Source organism: Paenibacillus curdlanolyticus YK9, from assembly GCF_000179615.1.
Lineage (GTDB): Bacteria > Bacillota > Bacilli > Paenibacillales > Paenibacillaceae > Paenibacillus_T > Paenibacillus_T curdlanolyticus.
In genome coordinates this window covers 1-19890 of the sequence record NZ_AEDD01000012.1, presented here as the reverse complement: position 1 = coordinate 19890, position 19890 = coordinate 1, and the positions used below count along the sequence as shown (strand labels likewise).

The window sequence follows — 19890 nt, the reverse complement described above, 5'->3', positions numbered from 1 at the left end:
TGAACGAGAACGTGAAGAGGTCTGGAACATGGAAAAAAACGATAGTGGCGCTGACAGCGCTGCTAATGACGGCTACCGTTTGGCAGGCTAGCTCCCAAGCGCCAGAGATTGAGGCATCCTCCAAGGTCAACGAGATTAATAAGCAATTGGCCACGATCAAGAAGCAGGCGAGCGAGGCGGCGAACGCGCGCAAGTCTGCGGAGCAGCAGAGCAAGGAAGTGCTTGCGCTGAAGAACGAGGCGGCGACGTCAGTTAATGAGATTTTGCAGCAGATGGATGATATCGGGCAGCAAATGAATGGCGTGCAGCAGCAAATCAATCAGACCGAGGACGATCTGATGGCTGCGGGCGAGCAGCTCGAAGCGGCGGAGGATCGCGTAACGCAACGTGCGCGGATGCTTCAATCGCGTATTCGAATTATGTACCAGAACGGTACGGTTTCGTATTTGGATGTTCTTATGAGCGCGACGAGCTTTACTGATTTTATCGACCGGTTCGATGCGCTGCAATCGATTGTGAACCAGGACAAGAACATCCTGGAGGAGCATAAGAAGGATAAGGCGCTCATCGCCAAAGCGAAGGCGGAGGTTGAGCAGAACCTTAAGGATGTCAAAGGGATGTACGAGAAGCTGGATGCATACCAAGGCGTGCTCGTAGTCAAAGAGAAAAAGAAAGAAACGATGATCGCGCAATATAACAAGCAAATGGAAGAGCTTGAGGATATTAGCGAGGAGCAGGAGCAGCTGCTGATCGATCTGGCGAAGAAAACGGCTGAGCTGGAGCGCAAGAAACGCGAAGCGCAGAAGAAGCAGACGGTATTCTACACAGGCGGCAAGCTTGGGATTCCGCTGAAGGATGCTTATCGTGTCAGCTCGGGCTTCGGCTACCGCATTCATCCGATTTATCATACGAAGAAGCTCCATGCAGGCATTGATTTCGCAGCCCCTGCGGGGACGAATATTTATGCAGCGGAATCAGGCGTTGTCATTACGGCGGGCTGGACAAGCGGATACGGCAACACCGTTATTTTGGATCATGGCAATGGATTGTGGACGTTATACGGCCATATTCGGACAGGCGGCATTAAAGTGAAGGTAGGCGAGAACGTGAAGCGCGGCGAGAAAATCGCCGAGGTTGGCTCGACCGGCAACTCTACGGGCAACCATCTTCACTTTGAGGTGCGCATCAACGGCACGCCGAAGGATCCTTCGAGTTATTTGAAATAACGCAATCATCGATCGATTATACGAGAATGGGAGCGGAGTCACGAGAGTGGCTCCTTTCCTTATATCTGAGAATTTGCCAAATAAAACGGGAAGGCTTGTCATATACTACTAGTTGTGTTGAAACGGGCGCCCATGAAGCGGGGTCCGAACAACGGAGATGGAAAGACAAGGTGGTGACGACATGCATTTCAAAGCGCGTACCGTAGCGGCTTTTATGGCTGTTACAATGGTGATATCCGTGCTCGGGACGTTGATGGTGACGGAGAGTTGGTTTGTGAAGCGAATGGGCGGCGTGCCGGCCGGAAGCGAACCGGCTGCTGCTGAGGGGCTTAGCGGCAAGGAAGAGGCGAAGCTCGGCGCAGTCATGAATTTGATCGAAAACAAATATTACAAAGAAGTCGATCGCGAGGACGTCGTTAACGGCGCGATTGCCGGCATGATGACATCGCTTGGCGACCCTTACTCCGTCTATATGGAGAAGGATACGGCAAAGCATTTCTCGGAATCGATTGACGGCTCATTCTCGGGCATCGGTGCGGAAGTTACGCTGGAGAATGGTAAAGTTGTCGTCATCTCGGCGATCAAGGGCTCTCCTGCGGAGCGTGCAGGCATGCAGCCGAAGGATATTCTGCTATCGGTGAACGGAGATAAGCTGGAGGGACTGCAGCTCAACGATGCAGTAGCCAAGATTCGCGGTCCGAGAGGGACGAAGGCGAAACTCGAAATTCAACGTACAGGCACGCTGAAGCCGATTCGGCTGGAGCTTGTCCGCGACGATATTGACGTGGAGACGGTATACGGCTCAATGAAGACTGGCAACGTCGGTCTCATTGAAATTCGCCAGTTTTCGATGAATACCGGCGAACGTTTCGCGCAAGAGCTGGAGAAGCTGGAGAGCCAAGGGATGAAAGGGCTCGTGATCGACGTACGAAACAATCCGGGGGGTGTTCTTCCGGTCGTGCTTTCGATCATTGAACCATTTATTGCGAAAGGCAAAACACTCGTTCAGGTGGAGGACCGCAGCGGGAAGCGGGAGAAAACCGTGTCCAAGGGCGAAGGGCGTTCCTATCCGATCGCGGTGCTGACGAACGAAGGCAGCGCAAGCGCTTCGGAAATTCTTGCGGGTGCATTGCAAGAGTCCGCGGGCGCTGTTCTGATCGGCACGAAGACGTTTGGCAAAGGGACGGTTCAAGTCAGCTACGATAAGACACTCGGTGACGGCAGTATGGTCAAAATGACGATTGCCAAGTGGCTGACGCCGAACGGCACGTGGGTACATCAGAAAGGTATTTCGCCGAACATCGAAATTGCCCCTCCTGATGTATACAAAGCAGCGCGCTTGTCCCGCTCGTCCGAGCTGCGCAAAGATCAACTAGGCGACGATGTTCGCAGCCTGCAGCAGATGCTGAAGGCGCTGGGTTATAAAGTGGACCGTAGCGATGGCTACTTTAGCGCGGTGACTGATCAAGCGGTTCGCCAATTCCAGCAAGCGTCAGATCTGCCGGTGAACGGGGTTGTGAACAATGCAACAGCCGACGCTATTGAGAAAGAGGTTGTAGCGTGGATTCGCGACACGAAGCATGATGTACAGCTCAACAAAGCGCTGGATGTTGTCCAGCAAAAGCTGAGCAAAGCGGCAAGCTAGTGGAGGGACGGCGTAGCTGTAGAATGCGTGCGATACTTTCGGCGCGCGTTGTGCAGCATTGCATGATGCGGCTCGGTCAAAACAATACATCTATAGCTGCCGATATGTACGATTAATCCGCGAATATGGTTTTAAGCAGAGGGACGCTCCTACTGAGCGTCCCTTTTCTATGTGCTAGCCGAGCATCGGGGTGTCAAAAAGCGGCTATTGTCCGTGCGGCATCGGGGGCAGGAATATCGTTACAAATGTCGAATTTAGTAAAGGTCGACTTTGCCTATTTGAGCGGAGCGGCCTTTATTCGGTTGACAGCGTAAATCAGTCCGGAGGAGATGATCACTTGGATGCAGCAATGGAGTGGCTGCGATTAATTGGAGACGGTGTGCTTCATGCGGTTGCACAGCCGTTTTATTATATTGCTTTGCTATTAATTGCACTTGTTTATATACGCGGAACGACGATGGAACGCCGGTTGTTCCATGTTCGGCTGCATGCGTGGCCGCTGCTGCTTATTAGAACGATTGCGGCGGGCTTGGTTGCGGGAGCAATATTATCTGGATTGTCCATTCTTATTGGCGCGTCTTTAACAACGGAAGCTGCTCTATGGCTCTGGGGAACGGCAGGTGTTCTTGCCCTTATTCGCGTTCGCTATTTATGCTTCGCCTATGCAGCGGGTGTGCTCGGTTTGCTGCAATGGTTGAACACATTCATGCAAACCGATGAACGCAGCGATTGGCTAGGGGATATGGCTGCTTCGCTGGCTGCGATCGATATGCCGGCAGTGCTGCTGCTAGTCGCGCTGCTTCATGGCGCGGAAGCGCTTCTTGTGCGCCGTCAAGGCTCTAAGTTTGCGACGCCTCTGTTTATGGAAGGCAAGCGAGGAAAGCTGATCGGCGCGTACCGCATGCAAGGCTACTGGGCAGTGCCGCTGCTGCTGCTCGTGCCGACGGGCGGAGGCGGCGTGCAGTTGCCATGGATGCCGCTGCTGCCTTGGTTATCCGGCGAGTCGGCAGGCTCGAATGCGATGGGCTGGTCATTTGCAGCGGTGCCGATGGTAATCGGGTTTACGGAATGGACGCGTTCGCAATTGCCTGAGCATAAGGCGCGGCATGCGGCCAAATCGCTGCTTTGGTACAGTATCGCGGTTGTGCTGCTTGCGCTTGCGGCAGCGTGGCTGCCAGCGTTATTGCCTGTTGCGGCATTCGGAGCGCTCGTGCTCCATGAGCTGCTGATTTGGCTGAGCAATCGGAAGGAAACCGAAGCGACGCCGATTTTTGTCCATGATGACCGCGGACTGATGATACTCGGCGTCGTTCCGGGAACGCCGGCTGCACTGATGGGGCTGCAGAGCGGAGAAATGCTGCACAAAGTGAATGGCATGCGCGTGAGAACGAAAGAGCAGCTGTATGACGCCTTGCACCGCAATTCGGCATTTTGCAAGCTGGAGGTGCTGAATCGGGAAGGGCAGCAGCGCTTTATCCAACGGGCGCGATATGCGGGGGAACATCATCAGCTTGGTGTTATACTGGCACCGGACGATCACGCCGAATATTATGCGGAGCCGTCGCCGGGCTCGCTGCTGGAGCTGTTCCTTCGCGGGCGGGCGGCGAACCGCCGCGAATCATCATTCAGCGCATCGCAGCAGGCAGGCGCAGCGGCGATGGAGCAAGCGGCTGCCCTTGCGCTTCCGGCAGGAGCGGGCGAATTGCCAAACGTGCCGAGTGATGAGCAGTTGTTGCTGCAAACAAGTGAGGGAGCGGGCTCGGAGACAGTGGCGTCGGATGGCCAAGAACTGGTGCCCCGCATGCCTTCCCGTAGCTCGCGTCATAAGGGGTAGCGAGTTAGTTCGCTACATTTGTCCATATAGATCCGAGAAACCTCCATACTCAAATGAACAATGGGATGCCATAATGAACTCATCATTATGCGCATTCTTTTTTTGTGAGGATTCACAATAGGGAGGGTGCTGCTACCTTAGCTGAAAAGGGGATACCTTCGTGACGATTCAATATGATGCTGCCAGACAGCTGTTTCATTTGCAGTCCCGTTCGACGAGTTATGCTTTCGAGCTTATCGAGGGACAGTATCCTTCCCATGTGTATTGGGGTCGCCGCATTCGTGGCAATCAGCTGCATACGCTGAATAGCCGCCAAGAGCGAGCGTCATTCTCGCCGAATCCATTGCCGAATCGGCATGAAATCTCGTTTGATACGATGCCGCATGAATATCCAGGCTACGGGAACTCGGATTTCCGTACGCCAGCATTTGAGATTCAGTATGCGAATGGTACGACCGTTACCGATCTTCGTTATGAGTCCCACGAAATTGTACAGGGAAAACTGGCGCTCGCCGGGCTGCCTGCTACCTATGTTGAGTCGGACTCGGAAGCGGAAACGCTTCATGTTATGCTGCGCGATAGCCTGTCAGGAATTGCTGTAAAGCTGACGTATACGGTATTTAATGAGCTGGATGCTATCACTCGCTCAGTATCGTTTGTGAATGAAGGTGTAGATGCGGTAATGCTAAAGCGGGTTCTATCGATGAGCGTTGATTTCCAGCATGACCGTTACGATATGCTTCATTTGTCCGGTGCTTGGTCGCGAGAGCGTGACGTGTTCCGTCGTGCTCTCCGCCCAGGCATGCAATCGATCGAAAGCCGCCGCGGCTCCAGCAGCCATATGCAAAACCCGTTCGTAGCTATGCTCGAACATGGTGCGACCGAAGATTGTGGTGATGTATACGGTGTAAGCTTCGTATATTCGGGCAGCTTTATTGGCGGCGTAGAGGTCGACCAATTCCGAACGGCGCGCCTATTTATGGGCATTAATCCATTCGACTTCAGCTGGAAGCTGGAAGCGGGAGAGGAGTTCCAAGCGCCAGAGGTCGTGCTTGTTTACTCGCCGGATGGACTCGGCGGCATGTCGCGCATTTATCATGAGCTGTATCGCACGCGCTTGTGCCGAGGAGTTTACCGTGACGCGACCCGTCCAGTGCTCGTGAATAACTGGGAAGCGACTTATTTTAACTTTAATGCAGATAAGCTTGAAGCTATTGCAGAGGTTGGCAGCGAGCTGGGCATGGAGCTGTTTGTATTGGATGACGGGTGGTTTGGCAAACGGGATAGCGACAACAGCTCGCTAGGCGATTGGTTCGTTGATGAGCGCAAGCTGCCGGGCGGCTTGAAGGATGTAGCCAGCCGGATTAATAAGCGTGGCATGCAATTCGGACTCTGGTTTGAGCCGGAGATGATTTCGCCGAATAGCGAGCTATACCGCAAGCATCCTGACTGGTGTCTGCATGTACCGAACCGTTATCGCACGCAGGGGCGGAATCAGCTCGTGTTGGATCTGAGCCGTACGGATGTGCAGCAATACCTGATCGATACGGTATCGGATGTGCTGAAGAGCGCGCCAATTACGTACGTCAAATGGGATATGAACCGCAACATGACGGAGATCGGCTCAGCGCTGCTGCCAGCGGATCGCCAGCGTGAGACGGCGCATCGATATATGCTTGGCTTGTACCATGTACTGGAGGAAATTACGACTGCGTTTCCGGATGTGTTGTTCGAAAGCTGCTCTGGCGGCGGCGGGCGCTTCGATCCAGGTATGCTGTGCTACATGCCTCAAACATGGACGAGTGACAACACGGACGCGATTTCTCGTCTTCGTATCCAGTACGGTACAAGCATTGTTTATCCGATCAGCGCGATGGGCGCGCATGTGTCGGAAGCTCCGAACCATCAGGTTGGGCGCATCACGTCGCTTGAGACGCGAGGCCATGTCGCGATGTCCGGCAACTTCGGCTACGAGCTGGATTTGACCAAGTTCACGGAGGAAGAGAAGGTCATCGTGAAAGATCAGATCAAATCGTACAAAACGCTTCGCGGCCTTATTCAATTCGGGGATTTCTACCGCCTGCTCAGCCCGTTCGAGGGCAATCAGACGGCATGGATGTCCGTGTCCAAAGATAAACGCGAGGCAATGGCGGTTTATGTGCAAGTGCTCAACGAACCGAACTCGCCATTCGGGCGAATCAAGCTTAAGGGCTTGAGCTCGGCGCTCGATTATCGTCTGGTTGGCACGGATCGCGTATACGGCGGGGATGAATTGATGTATGCGGGGATTGCAATGCCGCTCTTCCATCACGACTTTGCAAGCGTGCTGCTGCATTTCGTTGTTGAATAATGATAAGCTTCAGGCTGCACAGTTGATCATATACATGCAGCCTGTGAGGCTTATGCTCATTGCCGAAGGACAGCGCTTATGCCTGTGCTTCGGCTTTTTTTATTGAGAGATTGGGCTGTAAGCTACGCCATCAATCATCATCAAACAATCTGAGTCGACGAATTCAGTGGTTGTTGTCATCCTGGCGGGGAAACGATTATGTTCAAAATAGCTGTAAATGGCTTGCTCCATTTCTGGCAAGTTCGTTATGTCTTTTAGATATACATGTATCTTAACGAGTTGTTCCAAAGAAACATTGCATTGCAAGAGCGTCTTTTGAAGCTGATCGAACGCATCATGAAGCTGTTGGGCGAACGTCTCTCCGAACCCTCGATGCAAACCTAAAAATACATACTCTCCCGCTACGACTGCTGATGAATAGCTGTAGGGTGTTGGAATAAGGGTTACCATTGTTGAACGGCTCCTTTGAAAATCATAATCGTCACGCTGAGTTGATTATAGAACATACGTTCCTATTATGCAATATTTTCTTGGAATATAAAATATGCGAAATAACACACATTTTTGACGTGGTGCATCTTCCCCCATTAAAAAAACGATCTTAATGGATTTTCAGAGCCAATCGTCTGACTATTCAGTGGGGGCTGTTTTGGTGAATTAGTAGCGTCCAATAGCGTTTTTTGTGCTTACCTGCATCCTCATTCTTGAAAGTTCACCCCGTGTTTGCAATCGGCTGGTCTCCCTCATTTACACACTTCCACAGCTGCATCCGCCATTGAATCCTCATGCACATGAAATATACCCTTATGCGGCTTCCGCCCAACCCCAACCCCAACCCCAACCCCAACCCCAACCCCAACCCCAACCCCAACCCCAACCCCAACCCCAACCCCACCTTTTAACCCCGAAACAACCGGCTGTTTCACTCTCTGTTTTTCATTGCTGTCCGCGGCCCTCGTCCCATCCTGTTCACATTTTGTTCGATTGACGGCGCTTGGTTTGTTTTGGTATAGTTCAACAGTAGAACTATTCTACATTGCAACTATTCGATAATCGAACAACCTAAGAATTAACGATACAAAAAGGAGCAAAAACAATGGACAGAGAACGATTGCAGCAGACCATCGACCGCTATATTGCCGCTTCCTTTACGGTAAACCGCAGGCTGAGCGCGATGATCCGGGACGTGCTTCCCGATGGCATTACAGCGGAACAAAGCGCGACGCTGCGTTACCTGCGCGAGAATGGTCGTTCGACTTCGTCGGAGCTTGCGGACATTTTCTGCGTCGGCAAAAGCTCGATCACGGCGATCATCACGCGGCTGTTCGACAAGCATCTGATTGAACGCGTACCGGATGAGAAGGATCGCCGAGTGACGTATTTGGTGCTGACGCCTGAAGGGGAGCAGATGACGAGGCTGTTTGACAGCAAGCTGGAGGAGCTGCTGGGGCAGTATTTGATTCATTTTGACAACAAGGAAGCAAAAGCGTTCATCGAGACGTATGAGAAGCTCGCTGCGGTACTCGTTCACACCTAGAACCAGCTGGATGACACATAGATAGAGGGAGAGAGGGATAGGAAAACGATGAGAACGATATTGAAGCTCAAATGGCTGGTGCTCGTCCTGTGGCTGGCCGTTGCTGCCGCATTGATGGTGACCGCTCCCAATATGGAGCAGCTTGTAAGGGATAAGGGCCAGGTGGATGTGCCGGACGGCTACAATTCCTCGAATGCAGCGAAGCTGCTGGAGGGCCTAAGCGGTGAGAGCGTAACTGAAGCCGAGAGTGATAACAAAAACAAAGCGGAATCCACCGTACTCGTATTCCACAGGGAAGGCGGGCTGACCGCGGATGACTTGACGCAAGCTGAGCAAGCGGTACGGAAGCTGAAGCAAGACGGGTCTGCTATTGGCGTAACTTCGGTTACGACGCATTTTGAGACGAAGGAATTGGCGGATCAGCTGGTCTCCAAAGACAAATCCACCGTGCTCGCGCTCGTGAAGGTTGAACCGAACGGTCGTACGCCAAAGGAAATGCAAGAAGGGCTGTACGATGCGATTGATTCGACGAAGGTCGATCACTATTTCACCGGCGGTTGGGTCATAGGCGAGGATGTCGTGCAGAGCTCGCAGGAAGGGCTCAAAAAGACGGAGCTGATCACGGTCGGCTTTATCTTGATTATTCTGTTCCTTGTATTCCGTTCGGCGGTTGCGCCGCTCGTGCCGCTGCTGGCGGTCGGCTTTAGTTACTTAGTTTCTCAGTCGGTCGTTGCATACTTGGTCGAATATGCGGATTTCCCGCTATCGAATTTCACGCAAATTTTCATGGTGGCCGTCCTATTCGGCATCGGCACTGACTATTGCATTCTGTTGATCAGCCGGTACAAAGAGGAGCTTGTGCATCTCGGCGACCGGACAGAAGCGATTGTTGCAACATACCGCACGGCAGGGCGTACCGTCCTCTTCTCGGGACTCGCGGTGCTCGTCGGCTTTGCCTCGATCGGCTTCTCGACATTCGTCCTGTACCGCTCGGCGGTTGCCGTTGCGGTCGGCGTAGCCGTCATGCTGCTTGCGCTGTTCACGCTCGTGCCTTTCTTCTTGGCGGTGTTTGGCAAAGCGTTGTTCTGGCCGGCAAAAGGGTCGCTGGAGCATAAGCCGTCACGCCTGTGGGGCGCGGTTGGCGCCTTCTCCTTGAAGCGTCCGCTCTGGGCGCTCGCGATTTTGGCCGTCATAACCGTACCGTTTCTAACTGCCTATAAAGGATCGATTTCGTTTAACTCCTTGGATGAAATCGGAGATAAATATGATTCGGTCAAAGCGTTTAATTTGATCGCGGACGGCTTTGGGCCGGGCGAGACGCTTCCTACCTCGGTCGTTATCAAGTCCGATAAGCCAATGGATTCGAACGATGGCTTGGCGACTGTCGAACAGGTAAGCCGCGAGCTGTCGAAGGTTGAAGGCGTCAAAGTCGTTCGCAGCGCGACGAGACCGACGGGCGATGCGCCGGAAGGCTTCCTCGTAGCTGATCAGGTTGGAACCGTCAGCGACGGGCTGGGTAAAAGCGGAGATGGGCTGAGCGCCATTGGAGACGGCTTGTCCGAAGCGAGTCAGTCGTTGAGCGCGAATGCGCCAAAGCTGGAGGAAGCGGCAGATGGCGCAGGCAAGCTCGTAGCGGGAACAGCTGAGCTGAAGTCTGGCGTTACAGCGCTTAGCGGCGGCTTGAAGCAAATTCAGCAAGGCATGGTGGATGGCTCCGCTGGAGCAACTCAGCTGAAGAAGGGGCTGGAAGAAGCGCGCAAGAGCGCGGATAAGCTCGCGACAGCAGCTTCGCAGCTGCAAGCCAGCTACACGCAGTTGAACACGGGGCTTGGGAAGCTTAGCGGCGCGTATGCAGCTATTGCAGCTGAACAAAGCAAGCTGTCTGATGGGCTCAAAGCCGTCGGCACAGACCTTGGTGGATTGGCGGATAAATATCCGGAGCTGCAAAGCGACGCGGCATATCTCAAGGCGGTCGGCGCCGTTAACAAGCTGCAAGGCGACGCTTCCTCGTTGAGCACGCAGATGGCGCAGCTAAACGGTCAATTGAGCGGCATCACGGGCGGGCTGACCAAGGCGAATGCTGGCTTGAAGCAGTCAGCGGAGGGCCAAGAGGCGTTGGCGGCAGGCTTGAAATCGCTAGTTGCCGGCATAACGAAGCTGCAAGCTGGCCTTGATAAAGCAGCGCAGGGACAGGGTCAGATCGTAGCGAAGCTTCCTGGCGTCACGACAGGCCTGGATCAGCTGTCCAGCGGGCAGAAGGAGCTGCAGACGGGCTTCACTGAGTTGAATGGCCAACTGGCGCAGCTGACTGGCGGATTGGACAAAAGCGTAAACGGCTTGAAGCAAGTGACCGACGGGCTAGGCTCTGCGCAAGGTTATTTGACCGAGCTGTCAGATTCCCCTAATAAGCAAATGACAGGCTGGTTCGTGCCGGCGCAAGCGTCCAAGGACGCGCAGTTTGATCAAGCGCTGGACGCCTATATGTCGCCGGATCGCAAGACGGTTAAGTTTGATGTTATTTTCGCGGGGAACCCGTATGAGTTGTCTACGATGGATCAGATTGATGCGGTCAAAGCTGCGGTCGGACGAGGGCTGGATGGCACGGCGTATGCATCCGCGGAATTTGCAGTGGGCGGCGTCACCAGCGTCAACCACGATTTGAACGGCATTTCGGATAGCGACTATGCCAAAACGGTGATGTTCATGCTGATCGGAATCGGCATCATTCTCATTCTGTTGTTCCGTTCCATCGTTATGCCGCTTTATATGATTGCTTCATTAATGCTGACCTTCTACACGTCGATGGCTGTCGCGGAAGTTATATTCGTTCGCTGGCTCGGCTACTCGGGCATTAGCTGGGCGGTGCCGTTCTTCGGCTTTGTCATGCTCGTAGCGCTTGGCATCGACTATAGCATTTTCCTCATGGATCGGTTCAAAGAATACCGCCACCTTTCCCCATCCGAAGCGATTCTGGAGGCGATGCGTCGCATGGGAACCGTTATTATGTCGGCGGCAGTCATTCTTGGCGGTACGTTCGCGGCTATGCTGCCTTCCGGCGTCATGTCGCTGCTGCAGATCGCAACGATTGTATTATGCGGACTGTTCATGTACGCGCTCATCATGCTCCCGTTGTTTATCCCTGTCATGGTGCGGATGTTTGGCGAGGCAAACTACTGGCCGTTCATGCGCCGCGCGGAGCGGGATAGCAGCAGCGTGGGCCAAACGGTGTATGTCAGCGGGCGATCAAGCGGCAAGCCGCATGATGCTTCGCATTAATTTGATAGTATAGTACAAAAAAAGGGGATGTTCCAAAAGCCGCGACGGCTAGGGACATCCTTTTTGTTGCGCTGTGCAAAGTGGGGTGGTCGAGAGGCAGTCGGCCTGCTGCTCATTGCAATTCGTACAATAGAAGCAACTTAAGCGTCAGAAGTCGAGAGGTATCATTGTAATTTGCGCAGTGAGAAAGGTGGCATCTTATTCGCCGCCGAACAGACGACTGTTTCTGGAGAAGCGTCCGCAGTCGGGAACAAATGAAAGACGGTCCGAAAAGTCTCGATCAGACTTTTGGGACCGCCTCTTTTTGCTATAAGACAGGGAAATGAGATTACTGTTTCGAAGCAAGGCTGCTCGACGTGCTATGCCGCAAGATCGTGATTTCAACGCGCCGATTGCGCGAGCGGTTCGCGTCCGTCGTATTCGGCGCGATAGGCCGCGTGTCGCCGTAGCCTGCGATTTGGAACTTGGTCGGCTCAAGCTGCGCTATCTCGGTGAAATAGCGCAGCACCGACAGCGAGCGTCCTGCGGACAATGCCCAGTTGTCTCGGAACTCGCCGCCCGGCTGAATCGGCAAGTTATCCGTATGTCCTTCGATGCTGATCGGATGATCCAGCTTCACGAACAGGCTTGATAGCTTGTCCAGGATGGGGCGAGCCGCTTTTTTGAGATCCGCTTTGCCTAAGTCGAACAGGAACTGATCGCTTAGCCGGATGGAGACGCCTTGCTCCTCGTTGGTGACGAACACCTTCTCCTCAAGCTTGTTGTTCTTAATATACGCTTGAATAATCGCAAATACGTTCTCAAGCTCTTGATTTTTCCGCTTTTCCTCTTCCAGCGCCGCGTTCGGCTTCTCCTCTGGCGGTTTGACGGGGGCGGGCTTTATGGAAGGATCGAGGGCGCCGGTGACGCCGTTGCCGCCTTCGATGACGGAGTCAGCTTTACGGAACTCGAATTGGAGCGACTGCGCAAGCACCTCGTATTTTTTGGAATCGACTTGGCTCATCGCATATAGGATGACGAAAAAAATCATAAGCAGCGTAATCAGATCAGCATAAGTAATCAGCCAACGATCCTGATTGTCCGCCGTCAAGCCTTTGCGCCTACGCCCGCTGCGTCTCATAGACAGGCACCTTCTCTCTGCGGCGTTCGCCAGGCTCCAGCTGCAGCAGCGCGGACAGCTTTTTGCGGATCAGCTGCGGATTTTCGCCCGCCTGTACAGACAGGATGCCCTCAAGAATGAGTTCCATAAGCAGCGTTTGCTCAGCGGCTTGCGCCTTGATTTTCGTGCCTAGCGGCAAATACACGATGTTCGCGCTTGCTACGCCGTAAAGCGTTGCGGTAAATGCCACTGCGATCGAATGACCGAGCGATGAAGGATCGGACAGGTTGCTGAGCACGCGGATGAGACCCATGACGGTTCCGATAATGCCCATCGTTGGCGCGTAGCCGCCAGCAGACTCCAGCATTTTGGCTTGCTGCTCCCACTTGCGTTCCGCGGAGTCGATTTCCAATGTCAGAATCCCCTTGGTCAGCTCGGGATCCGTTCCGTCGATCACCATTTGCAAGCCATCGCGCATGTAAACGTTGTCGAGTTCGGGCAAGGAGCGTTCGAGCGCCAGCACGCCTTCGCGGCGGGCAACCATCGCCATGTCGACGAGCTGGTCAATGACCTCTTCAGGCTTCTGCGTTTGTTTCGTAAAAGCGAATCGCAGCGCAGCGGGGAGCTGTCGCAATTTGCTGTAGGGGAAGCTGACCGCGACGGCGGCGAAGGTGCCTCCGAACACGATAATGGCGGCGGTGAGCTGAAGCAGTCCGCTGAACTGTCCGCCCTCCAGCAGAAATCCGCCGATCAAGGCGACGAGCCCCGCGGCGATGCCGATAATCGTTGTCAAATCCATGTGAACAATCACGTCCTTCTTCTATTGTTGATGCGTATATATTCAAATTGCATCGGGAACTGGAAACCGATATAATGAACAAATGGGAACACACATTCGAGTCGAAAATTGTCATATTCGATGGCGTTTTCCTCATTCTGTCTATTTTATCGGGTCGAATGGGCATAAAGTTGAATAGGACTTCTATCATAGATATCAATCGGGAAGAGTGGAGGGCGGATGAATGGCGGACAAGGAACGACCGGAGCAAACGTTTAAGCTTTTATCGGATTATAAGCCGCAAGGCGACCAGCCGGGGGCAATCAGGGAGCTGGTAGAGGGGATTGATAACGGTCTTCGCTATCAGACTTTACTAGGCGCGACCGGCACCGGCAAGACCTATACAATTGCGAATACGATCGCCAAGCTGAATCGGCCGACGCTCGTCATCGCGCACAACAAAACGCTGGCGGCGCAGCTGTGCAGCGAGTTTCAAGAGTTTTTTCCGGAAAATGCGGTCTCCTACTTCGTCAGCTACTACGACTACTTTCAACCGGAAGCTTATATTCCTTCAACGGATACGTACATCGAGAAGGATTCGAGCATTAACGACGAGATCGACAAGCTGCGTCACTCGGCGACGAGCTCGTTGTTTGAACGGCGGGATGTCATCGTCGTCGCGAGCGTATCGTGCATTTACGGTCTCGGTTCTCCGACGGAGTACGGCAGCCTCGTGCTGTCGCTTCGCGTAGGGATGGAGAAGCCGCGCGATGCGATTTTGCATAAACTTGTCGACATTCAATATCAACGCAATGACATTAACTTTATTCGCGGCACGTTCCGCGTGCGCGGTGACATTATTGAGATTTTCCCCGTAGCGAACAATGAGCGCGCCATTCGGGTTGAGCTGTTCGGCGACGAGATCGAACGGATTACGGAGATCGACGTGTTGACGGGCGAGATTCTGGGCGAGCGCGACCATATCGCGATTTTCCCGGCGTCTCACTTCGTTACGCAGGAAGAGACGATGAAGCGGGCGCTCGTGAACATTGAGCGGGAGCTGGAAGAGCGGCTGGCTGAGCTTCGCGGCCAAAACAAGCTGCTGGAGGCGCAGCGGCTGGAGCAGCGGACGCGCTACGACATCGAGATGATGCAGGAGATGGGCTTCTGCTCTGGCATCGAGAACTATTCGGGGCCGCTGACCTTCCGCGAACGCGGCGCTACGCCATACACGCTGATGGATTATTTCCCGGACGACATGCTGATCGTTATTGACGAGTCTCATGTGACGCTGCCGCAAATCAGAGCGATGTACAATGGCGACCGCGCACGTAAGGAAGTGCTTGTGGAGCATGGCTTCCGCCTGCCGTCCGCGATGGACAATCGCCCGCTGCGCTTCGAGGAGTTCGAAGAGAAGGCGGGGCAAATGATTTACGTATCGGCTACGCCGGGCCCTTACGAGCTGGAGCATTGCCCGACAATGGTCGAGCAGATTATTCGCCCGACAGGTCTGGTCGATCCAATCATTGAAGTTCGTCCAACCAAAGGGCAGATCGATGACATGCTCGGCGAGATTCGCGCCCGCATTGCGAAGGATGAGCGCGTGCTGGTTACGACGCTGACCAAGAAGATGGCGGAGGACCTGACCGATTATTTGAAGGATGTCGGAATCAAGGTCCGTTATATGCACTCCGATATTAAGACGCTGGAACGGATGCAAATTTTGCGCGATCTACGTCTGGGCACCTTCCATGTGCTCGTCGGCATTAATCTGCTGCGAGAAGGGCTTGATTTGCCGGAGGTTACGCTTGTTACGATTTTGGATGCGGATAAGGAAGGCTTCCTGCGCTCCGAGCGTTCGCTCATTCAGACAATCGGCCGGGCAGCGCGCAACAGTGAAGGCCGGGTTATTATGTACGGCGACAAGATTACGGACTCGATGGATAAAGCGATCAAGGAGACGGAGCGCCGCCGTTCGATTCAATTGGCCTACAATGAGAAGCATGGCATTACGCCGCAGACGATTCGCAAGAAAATCCATAGCGTTATCGAGGCGACCAAGGTAGCGGAGCAGAAGGCGGACTACCTGACGGGCGTGAACGCGGGCGGCAAGATGTCGAAGAAGGACCGCCAATCCGTCATTCAGCGCCTGGAGGCGGAGATGAAGGATGCAGCGAAAAATCTGCAATTCGAACGCGCTGCGGAGCTTCGCGACGCCTTGCTGGAGCTGCGGGCGGAGAACGGATAATGATAGCTTTCATTTCGCGTTTTAATAGAGAAAGGTGGAGCTGGAGTGGCAAGCGATCGTATTGTTGTTAAGGGCGCCCGCGCTCACAATTTGAAAAATATCGACGTGACGATTCCGCGTGACAAATTCGTCGTATTGACGGGGTTAAGCGGCTCCGGTAAGTCATCCCTGGCGTTCGATACGATTTATGCGGAAGGCCAACGCCGTTATGTCGAGTCGTTGTCCGCATACGCTCGTCAATTTCTCGGGCAAATGGAAAAGCCGGATGTCGACTCCATTGACGGGCTGTCCCCGGCGATTTCGATCGATCAGAAGACGACGAGCCGCAATCCGCGCTCGACGGTTGGTACCGTAACGGAGATTTATGATTATTTGCGTTTGCTGTTCGCGCGCGTCGGCAAGCCGCATTGCCCGGAGCATGGCATTGAAATTGCCTCGCAAACGGTGGAACAGATGGTTGACCGGGTGATGGAGTATCCGGAGCGGACGCGTCTGCAGATTTTGGCGCCGATCGTATCAGGCCGTAAAGGCGAGCATACGAAGCTGCTGCAGGAAGTGCAGAAGCAAGGCTTCGTTCGCGTGCGAATTGATGGCGAGCCGCGTGAGCTGGGCAATGAAGAAATTGTGTTGGAGAAAAACAAGAAGCATTCCATCGAGGTTGTCGTTGACCGTATTGTCGTGAAGTCCGATGTTCACAGCCGGCTTGCGGACTCGATTGAAACCGCGTTGAAGCTTGGAGAGGGCCGAGTGATCATTGATGTGATCGATCAGGAGGAGCTGATGTTCAGCTCCAATCTCGCTTGTCCGGAATGCGGCTTCAGCATTGATGAGCTTGCGCCGCGCATGTTCTCGTTTAACAGCCCTTACGGCGCTTGCCCGGATTGCGATGGTTTAGGCGCGAAGATGCTGGTCGATCCAGATCTGCTTGTCTCCGACCCGTCTAAATCGATTGAAAACGGAGCATTCGAGGCATGGGCGGGAAGCACGTCGACGTACTATCCGCAATTTCTTGCGGCGGTATGCCACCACTACAAAATTCCGCGCGATGTGCCAGTGGGCGAGTTGGATGCCGAGCAGATGAAGAAGCTGTTGTATGGCACCGGCGGCGAACTGGTGAAATTCAAGTACGAGAATGATTTCGGCCACAGGAAAGAAGCGCTGGTTGCGTTCGAAGGAATCGTCAACAATCTGGAGCGCCGTTATCGGGATACAAGCTCTGATTTCATGCGCGAGGTGATCGAGGGTTACATGAGCGCCAAACCGTGCAGCGGCTGCAAAGGCCAGCGCCTTCGCAAGGAAACGCTTGCTGTTACAGTTGATAAGCACAATATCGCTTATGTGACCTCTTTATCGATCGGCGAAGCGCAGCGCTTCTTCGATTCGATTCAATTGAATGAGAAGGATCGGATGATCGCCCAGCTCATTCTGAAAGAAATCAATGGTCGTCTCGGATTTCTCGTTAACGTCGGCCTCGAATATTTGTCGCTTAGCCGCGCGGCGGGCACGTTGTCTGGCGGCGAAGCGCAGCGCATTCGACTGGCGACGCAGATTGGTTCCAGTTTGATGGGTGTCCTGTATATTTTGGACGAGCCAAGCATTGGCTTGCATCAACGCGACAACGACAAGCTCATTCAAACGCTGGAGCATATGCGCAACCTTGGCAATACGCTTATCGTCGTCGAGCATGATGAGGATACGATGCTTGCAGCGGATTATATTATCGATATCGGGCCAGGAGCTGGCATTCACGGCGGGCATGTCGTATCGCAAGGTACGCCAGAGGAAGTGATGGCAGATGAGAACTCGCTCACAGGCGCTTATTTGAGCGGTCGGAAGTTCATCGAAGTGCCGCTGGAGCGGCGTCCAACCTCTGATAAGTGGCTTGAGATTCGAGGCGCCAAAGAAAACAATTTGCGGGGCTTGAACGTGAAGATTCCGCTTGGCGTCTTTACAGCCGTAACCGGAGTATCGGGCTCCGGCAAATCGACGCTCGTCAATGAGATTCTCTACAAGACGCTGGCGCGTGATTTGAACAAGGCGAAGGTACGGCCAGGTGAGCACAAGGAAATTCGCGGGCTGGAACATATCGAGAAAGTGATCGATATCGACCAATCGCCGATCGGCCGTACGCCGCGTTCGAATCCGGCGACCTACACGGGTGTGTTTGATGACATTCGCGACGTTTTTGCCAATACGAATGAAGCGAAGGTTCGCGGTTACAAGAAAGGCCGATTCAGCTTTAACGTAAAGGGCGGACGTTGTGAAGCGTGCCGGGGAGACGGCATTATTAAGATCGAGATGCACTTCCTGCCTGACGTATACGTGCCTTGCGAGATCTGTAAGGGTAACCGATACAACCGCGAGACGCTTGAAGTGAAGTATAAAGGGAAGAATATTTCAGAAGTATTAGCACTGACGATCGAGGATTCTGTGGAGTTCTTCCGCAACATCCCGCGCATTCACCGGAAGATGCAGACGCTATTCGATGTAGGGCTTGGTTATATGAAGCTCGGCCAAGCGGCGACGACACTATCTGGCGGCGAGGCGCAGCGGGTGAAGCTTGCAGCTGAGCTGTACCGTCGAAGCACGGGCAAGACGATCTACATTTTGGATGAGCCGACGACAGGCTTGCATGTGGATGATATCGATCGTTTGCTGCAAGTGCTTCATCGGTTGGTGGAGAGCGGTGAGTCCGTGCTTGTCATCGAGCATAATCTGGACGTCATCAAGACGGCTGATTATCTGATCGATCTCGGCCCAGAGGGTGGCAGCGGTGGCGGAACAATCGTCGCTACGGGTAAACCGGAAGCTGTCGTGAAGGTAGAAGGCTCATACACGGGCCGGTATCTCAAACCGATTCTTGAGCGTGATCGTGAGCGAACCGTCAAACGTCGTGAAACGGATGAACGCGTTGCTGCTGCTGCAACAGCAGAATCCTAAATCCCCCTTAGCGGGAACAAGCCCACCTGCCAGCGAAATATGGCGAGTGGGCTTGTTGCATTTGCCAGTTATGCGAATGCTCCATGCAGATTGTCCATACGCTCCATGAGCATGATTCATACTATAACAAGAAGGGAGAACGAGGCAGGGGAGAGGATAGGGCGTGAATAAAACCAAATGGAGAAGGAAGAAGAATAGATGCAACGGACCAAGCCGTTATCAACGCGAAGGGCAACATGTTCGGTCCAAGCAGCATATGGGCTTTCGTCGGTGGCTGGCATCGATCAAAGGGAATGAAGCGACTTTTTATATGACTTATCCGAATAATGCGGAGTGGAATGCCAAAGTGTTCAAAGGCGTCATCGTCAGCACGGGGCGAGATCGTATCGTCATCCAAGAGGAGGCGACGGGCAAACAATTTCTGCTGCTTTATCGCAATTTGGATTACGTAGAGATCGATATTCTATTCGATTAACGAAAAGGGAATTTAAGTGTTTATTATGTGCAGTAATTCCTCTGATTATATTGAACGATTTTGAGGAAAAATGGTGACAAAGTTGTTACGGTTAACCGCTTGGACTTGCAAGGAAAGGCAGCAACCGCTAACATAGGAATATGATAGGTGAAGTGTGACGAAAAGGAGGTCATCCCATGTATCTTGCGGAAGAAGCGGCAAAGGCTGCAGCCACGACTAGCAATATCAACACGTTCGACTGGTTTATGCTCGCATTCACGGTACTAATCGCAATCGGCTTGGTCCGACTGTTGATGGTTAGACCGAAGAAAAACATTTTCGCAATCGGATTCGCGACGGTATCTCTTGCCGTGTTTGCATTCTCCGATTACGTTATGATTACGGAGAGCTGGATGAAATAAGGCCGAACGGTCTACATATGGTGCAACCATAGTGGGGTCTAGCACGAAATAATACAAAAAGCGCGCGTACATCGGTACGCG

The 19890-nt window shown here is 53.4% G+C and carries 13 protein-coding genes; 10 read left to right on the top strand and 3 right to left on the bottom strand.

Annotation, left to right across the window (positions count from 1 at the left end; all coding sequences use genetic code 11):
- The first annotated feature begins 11 nt into the window (after positions 1-11).
- The 4 genes from PAECUDRAFT_RS20070 (at position 12) to PAECUDRAFT_RS20055 (ending at position 7055) form a co-directional block, all read left to right on the top strand.
- A complete protein-coding gene (locus tag PAECUDRAFT_RS20070; RefSeq protein WP_006039974.1) occupies positions 12-1226 on the top strand; it encodes a murein hydrolase activator EnvC family protein in 1215 nt (404 codons plus the stop codon).
- Positions 1227-1407: 181 nt separating this feature from the next.
- Positions 1408-2871: a S41 family peptidase gene (locus PAECUDRAFT_RS20065; RefSeq protein WP_006039973.1), complete on the top strand. Its 1464-nt coding sequence runs from the start codon at positions 1408-1410 to the stop codon at positions 2869-2871.
- A gap of 337 nt (positions 2872-3208) precedes the next feature.
- Positions 3209-4705 (top strand): PDZ domain-containing protein, encoded by a 1497-nt coding sequence (locus PAECUDRAFT_RS20060; protein ID WP_006039972.1) that lies wholly within the window; start codon positions 3209-3211, stop codon positions 4703-4705.
- Between the two features lie 160 nt (positions 4706-4865).
- Positions 4866-7055, top strand: coding sequence for an alpha-galactosidase (locus PAECUDRAFT_RS20055; RefSeq protein WP_006039971.1), 2190 nt, complete (start codon positions 4866-4868; stop codon positions 7053-7055).
- A 99-nt stretch (positions 7056-7154) separates the two neighbouring features.
- Here PAECUDRAFT_RS20055 and PAECUDRAFT_RS20050 read toward each other — a convergent pair whose 3' ends face one another.
- The gene (locus PAECUDRAFT_RS20050; RefSeq protein WP_006039970.1) at positions 7155-7505 is read right to left on the bottom strand and encodes a RidA family protein; all 351 of its coding nucleotides are present in this window, start codon (positions 7503-7505) and stop codon (positions 7155-7157) included.
- Between the two features lie 646 nt (positions 7506-8151).
- Between PAECUDRAFT_RS20050 and PAECUDRAFT_RS20040 the strand changes: the two genes are divergently transcribed.
- Both PAECUDRAFT_RS20040 and PAECUDRAFT_RS20035 read left to right on the top strand, forming a co-directional pair.
- Positions 8152-8592: a MarR family winged helix-turn-helix transcriptional regulator gene (locus tag PAECUDRAFT_RS20040; protein ID WP_006039969.1), complete on the top strand. Its 441-nt coding sequence runs from the start codon at positions 8152-8154 to the stop codon at positions 8590-8592.
- 48 nt (positions 8593-8640) lie between these two features.
- Positions 8641-11868: an MMPL family transporter gene (locus PAECUDRAFT_RS20035; protein ID WP_006039968.1), complete on the top strand. Its 3228-nt coding sequence runs from the start codon at positions 8641-8643 to the stop codon at positions 11866-11868.
- A 328-nt stretch (positions 11869-12196) separates the two neighbouring features.
- Here the strand turns inward: PAECUDRAFT_RS20035 and PAECUDRAFT_RS20030 are convergent, their stop codons facing one another.
- Complete coding sequence (locus PAECUDRAFT_RS20030) at positions 12197-12988, bottom strand: flagellar motor protein MotB (protein ID WP_006039967.1); 792 nt, start codon at positions 12986-12988, stop codon at positions 12197-12199.
- Complete coding sequence (locus PAECUDRAFT_RS20025; RefSeq protein ID WP_006039966.1) at positions 12969-13766, bottom strand: flagellar motor protein; 798 nt, start codon at positions 13764-13766, stop codon at positions 12969-12971. The genes PAECUDRAFT_RS20030 and PAECUDRAFT_RS20025 overlap by 20 nt, the downstream gene beginning before the upstream one ends.
- A 223-nt stretch (positions 13767-13989) precedes the next feature.
- On the opposite strand from PAECUDRAFT_RS20025, the gene uvrB reads away from it, so the two are divergent.
- The 4 genes from uvrB to PAECUDRAFT_RS20005 all read left to right on the top strand — a co-directional run bounded on the left by uvrB (position 13990) and on the right by PAECUDRAFT_RS20005 (position 19809).
- Positions 13990-15993: an excinuclease ABC subunit UvrB gene (uvrB, locus tag PAECUDRAFT_RS20020; protein WP_006039965.1), complete on the top strand. Its 2004-nt coding sequence runs from the start codon at positions 13990-13992 to the stop codon at positions 15991-15993.
- Positions 15994-16038: 45 nt separating this feature from the next.
- Positions 16039-18933 carry an excinuclease ABC subunit UvrA gene (uvrA, locus tag PAECUDRAFT_RS20015; protein ID WP_006039964.1) on the top strand — a complete coding sequence of 965 codons (2895 nt, stop codon included), beginning with the start codon at positions 16039-16041 and terminating at the stop codon, positions 18931-18933.
- Between the two features lie 163 nt (positions 18934-19096).
- Positions 19097-19408, top strand: a complete 312-nt coding sequence (locus tag PAECUDRAFT_RS26755; RefSeq protein WP_006039963.1) for a spore coat protein GerQ — start codon at positions 19097-19099, stop codon at positions 19406-19408.
- A gap of 176 nt (positions 19409-19584) precedes the next feature.
- Positions 19585-19809, top strand: coding sequence for a hypothetical protein (locus tag PAECUDRAFT_RS20005; RefSeq protein WP_006039962.1), 225 nt, complete (start codon positions 19585-19587; stop codon positions 19807-19809).
- Positions 19810-19890 lie beyond the last annotated feature (81 nt).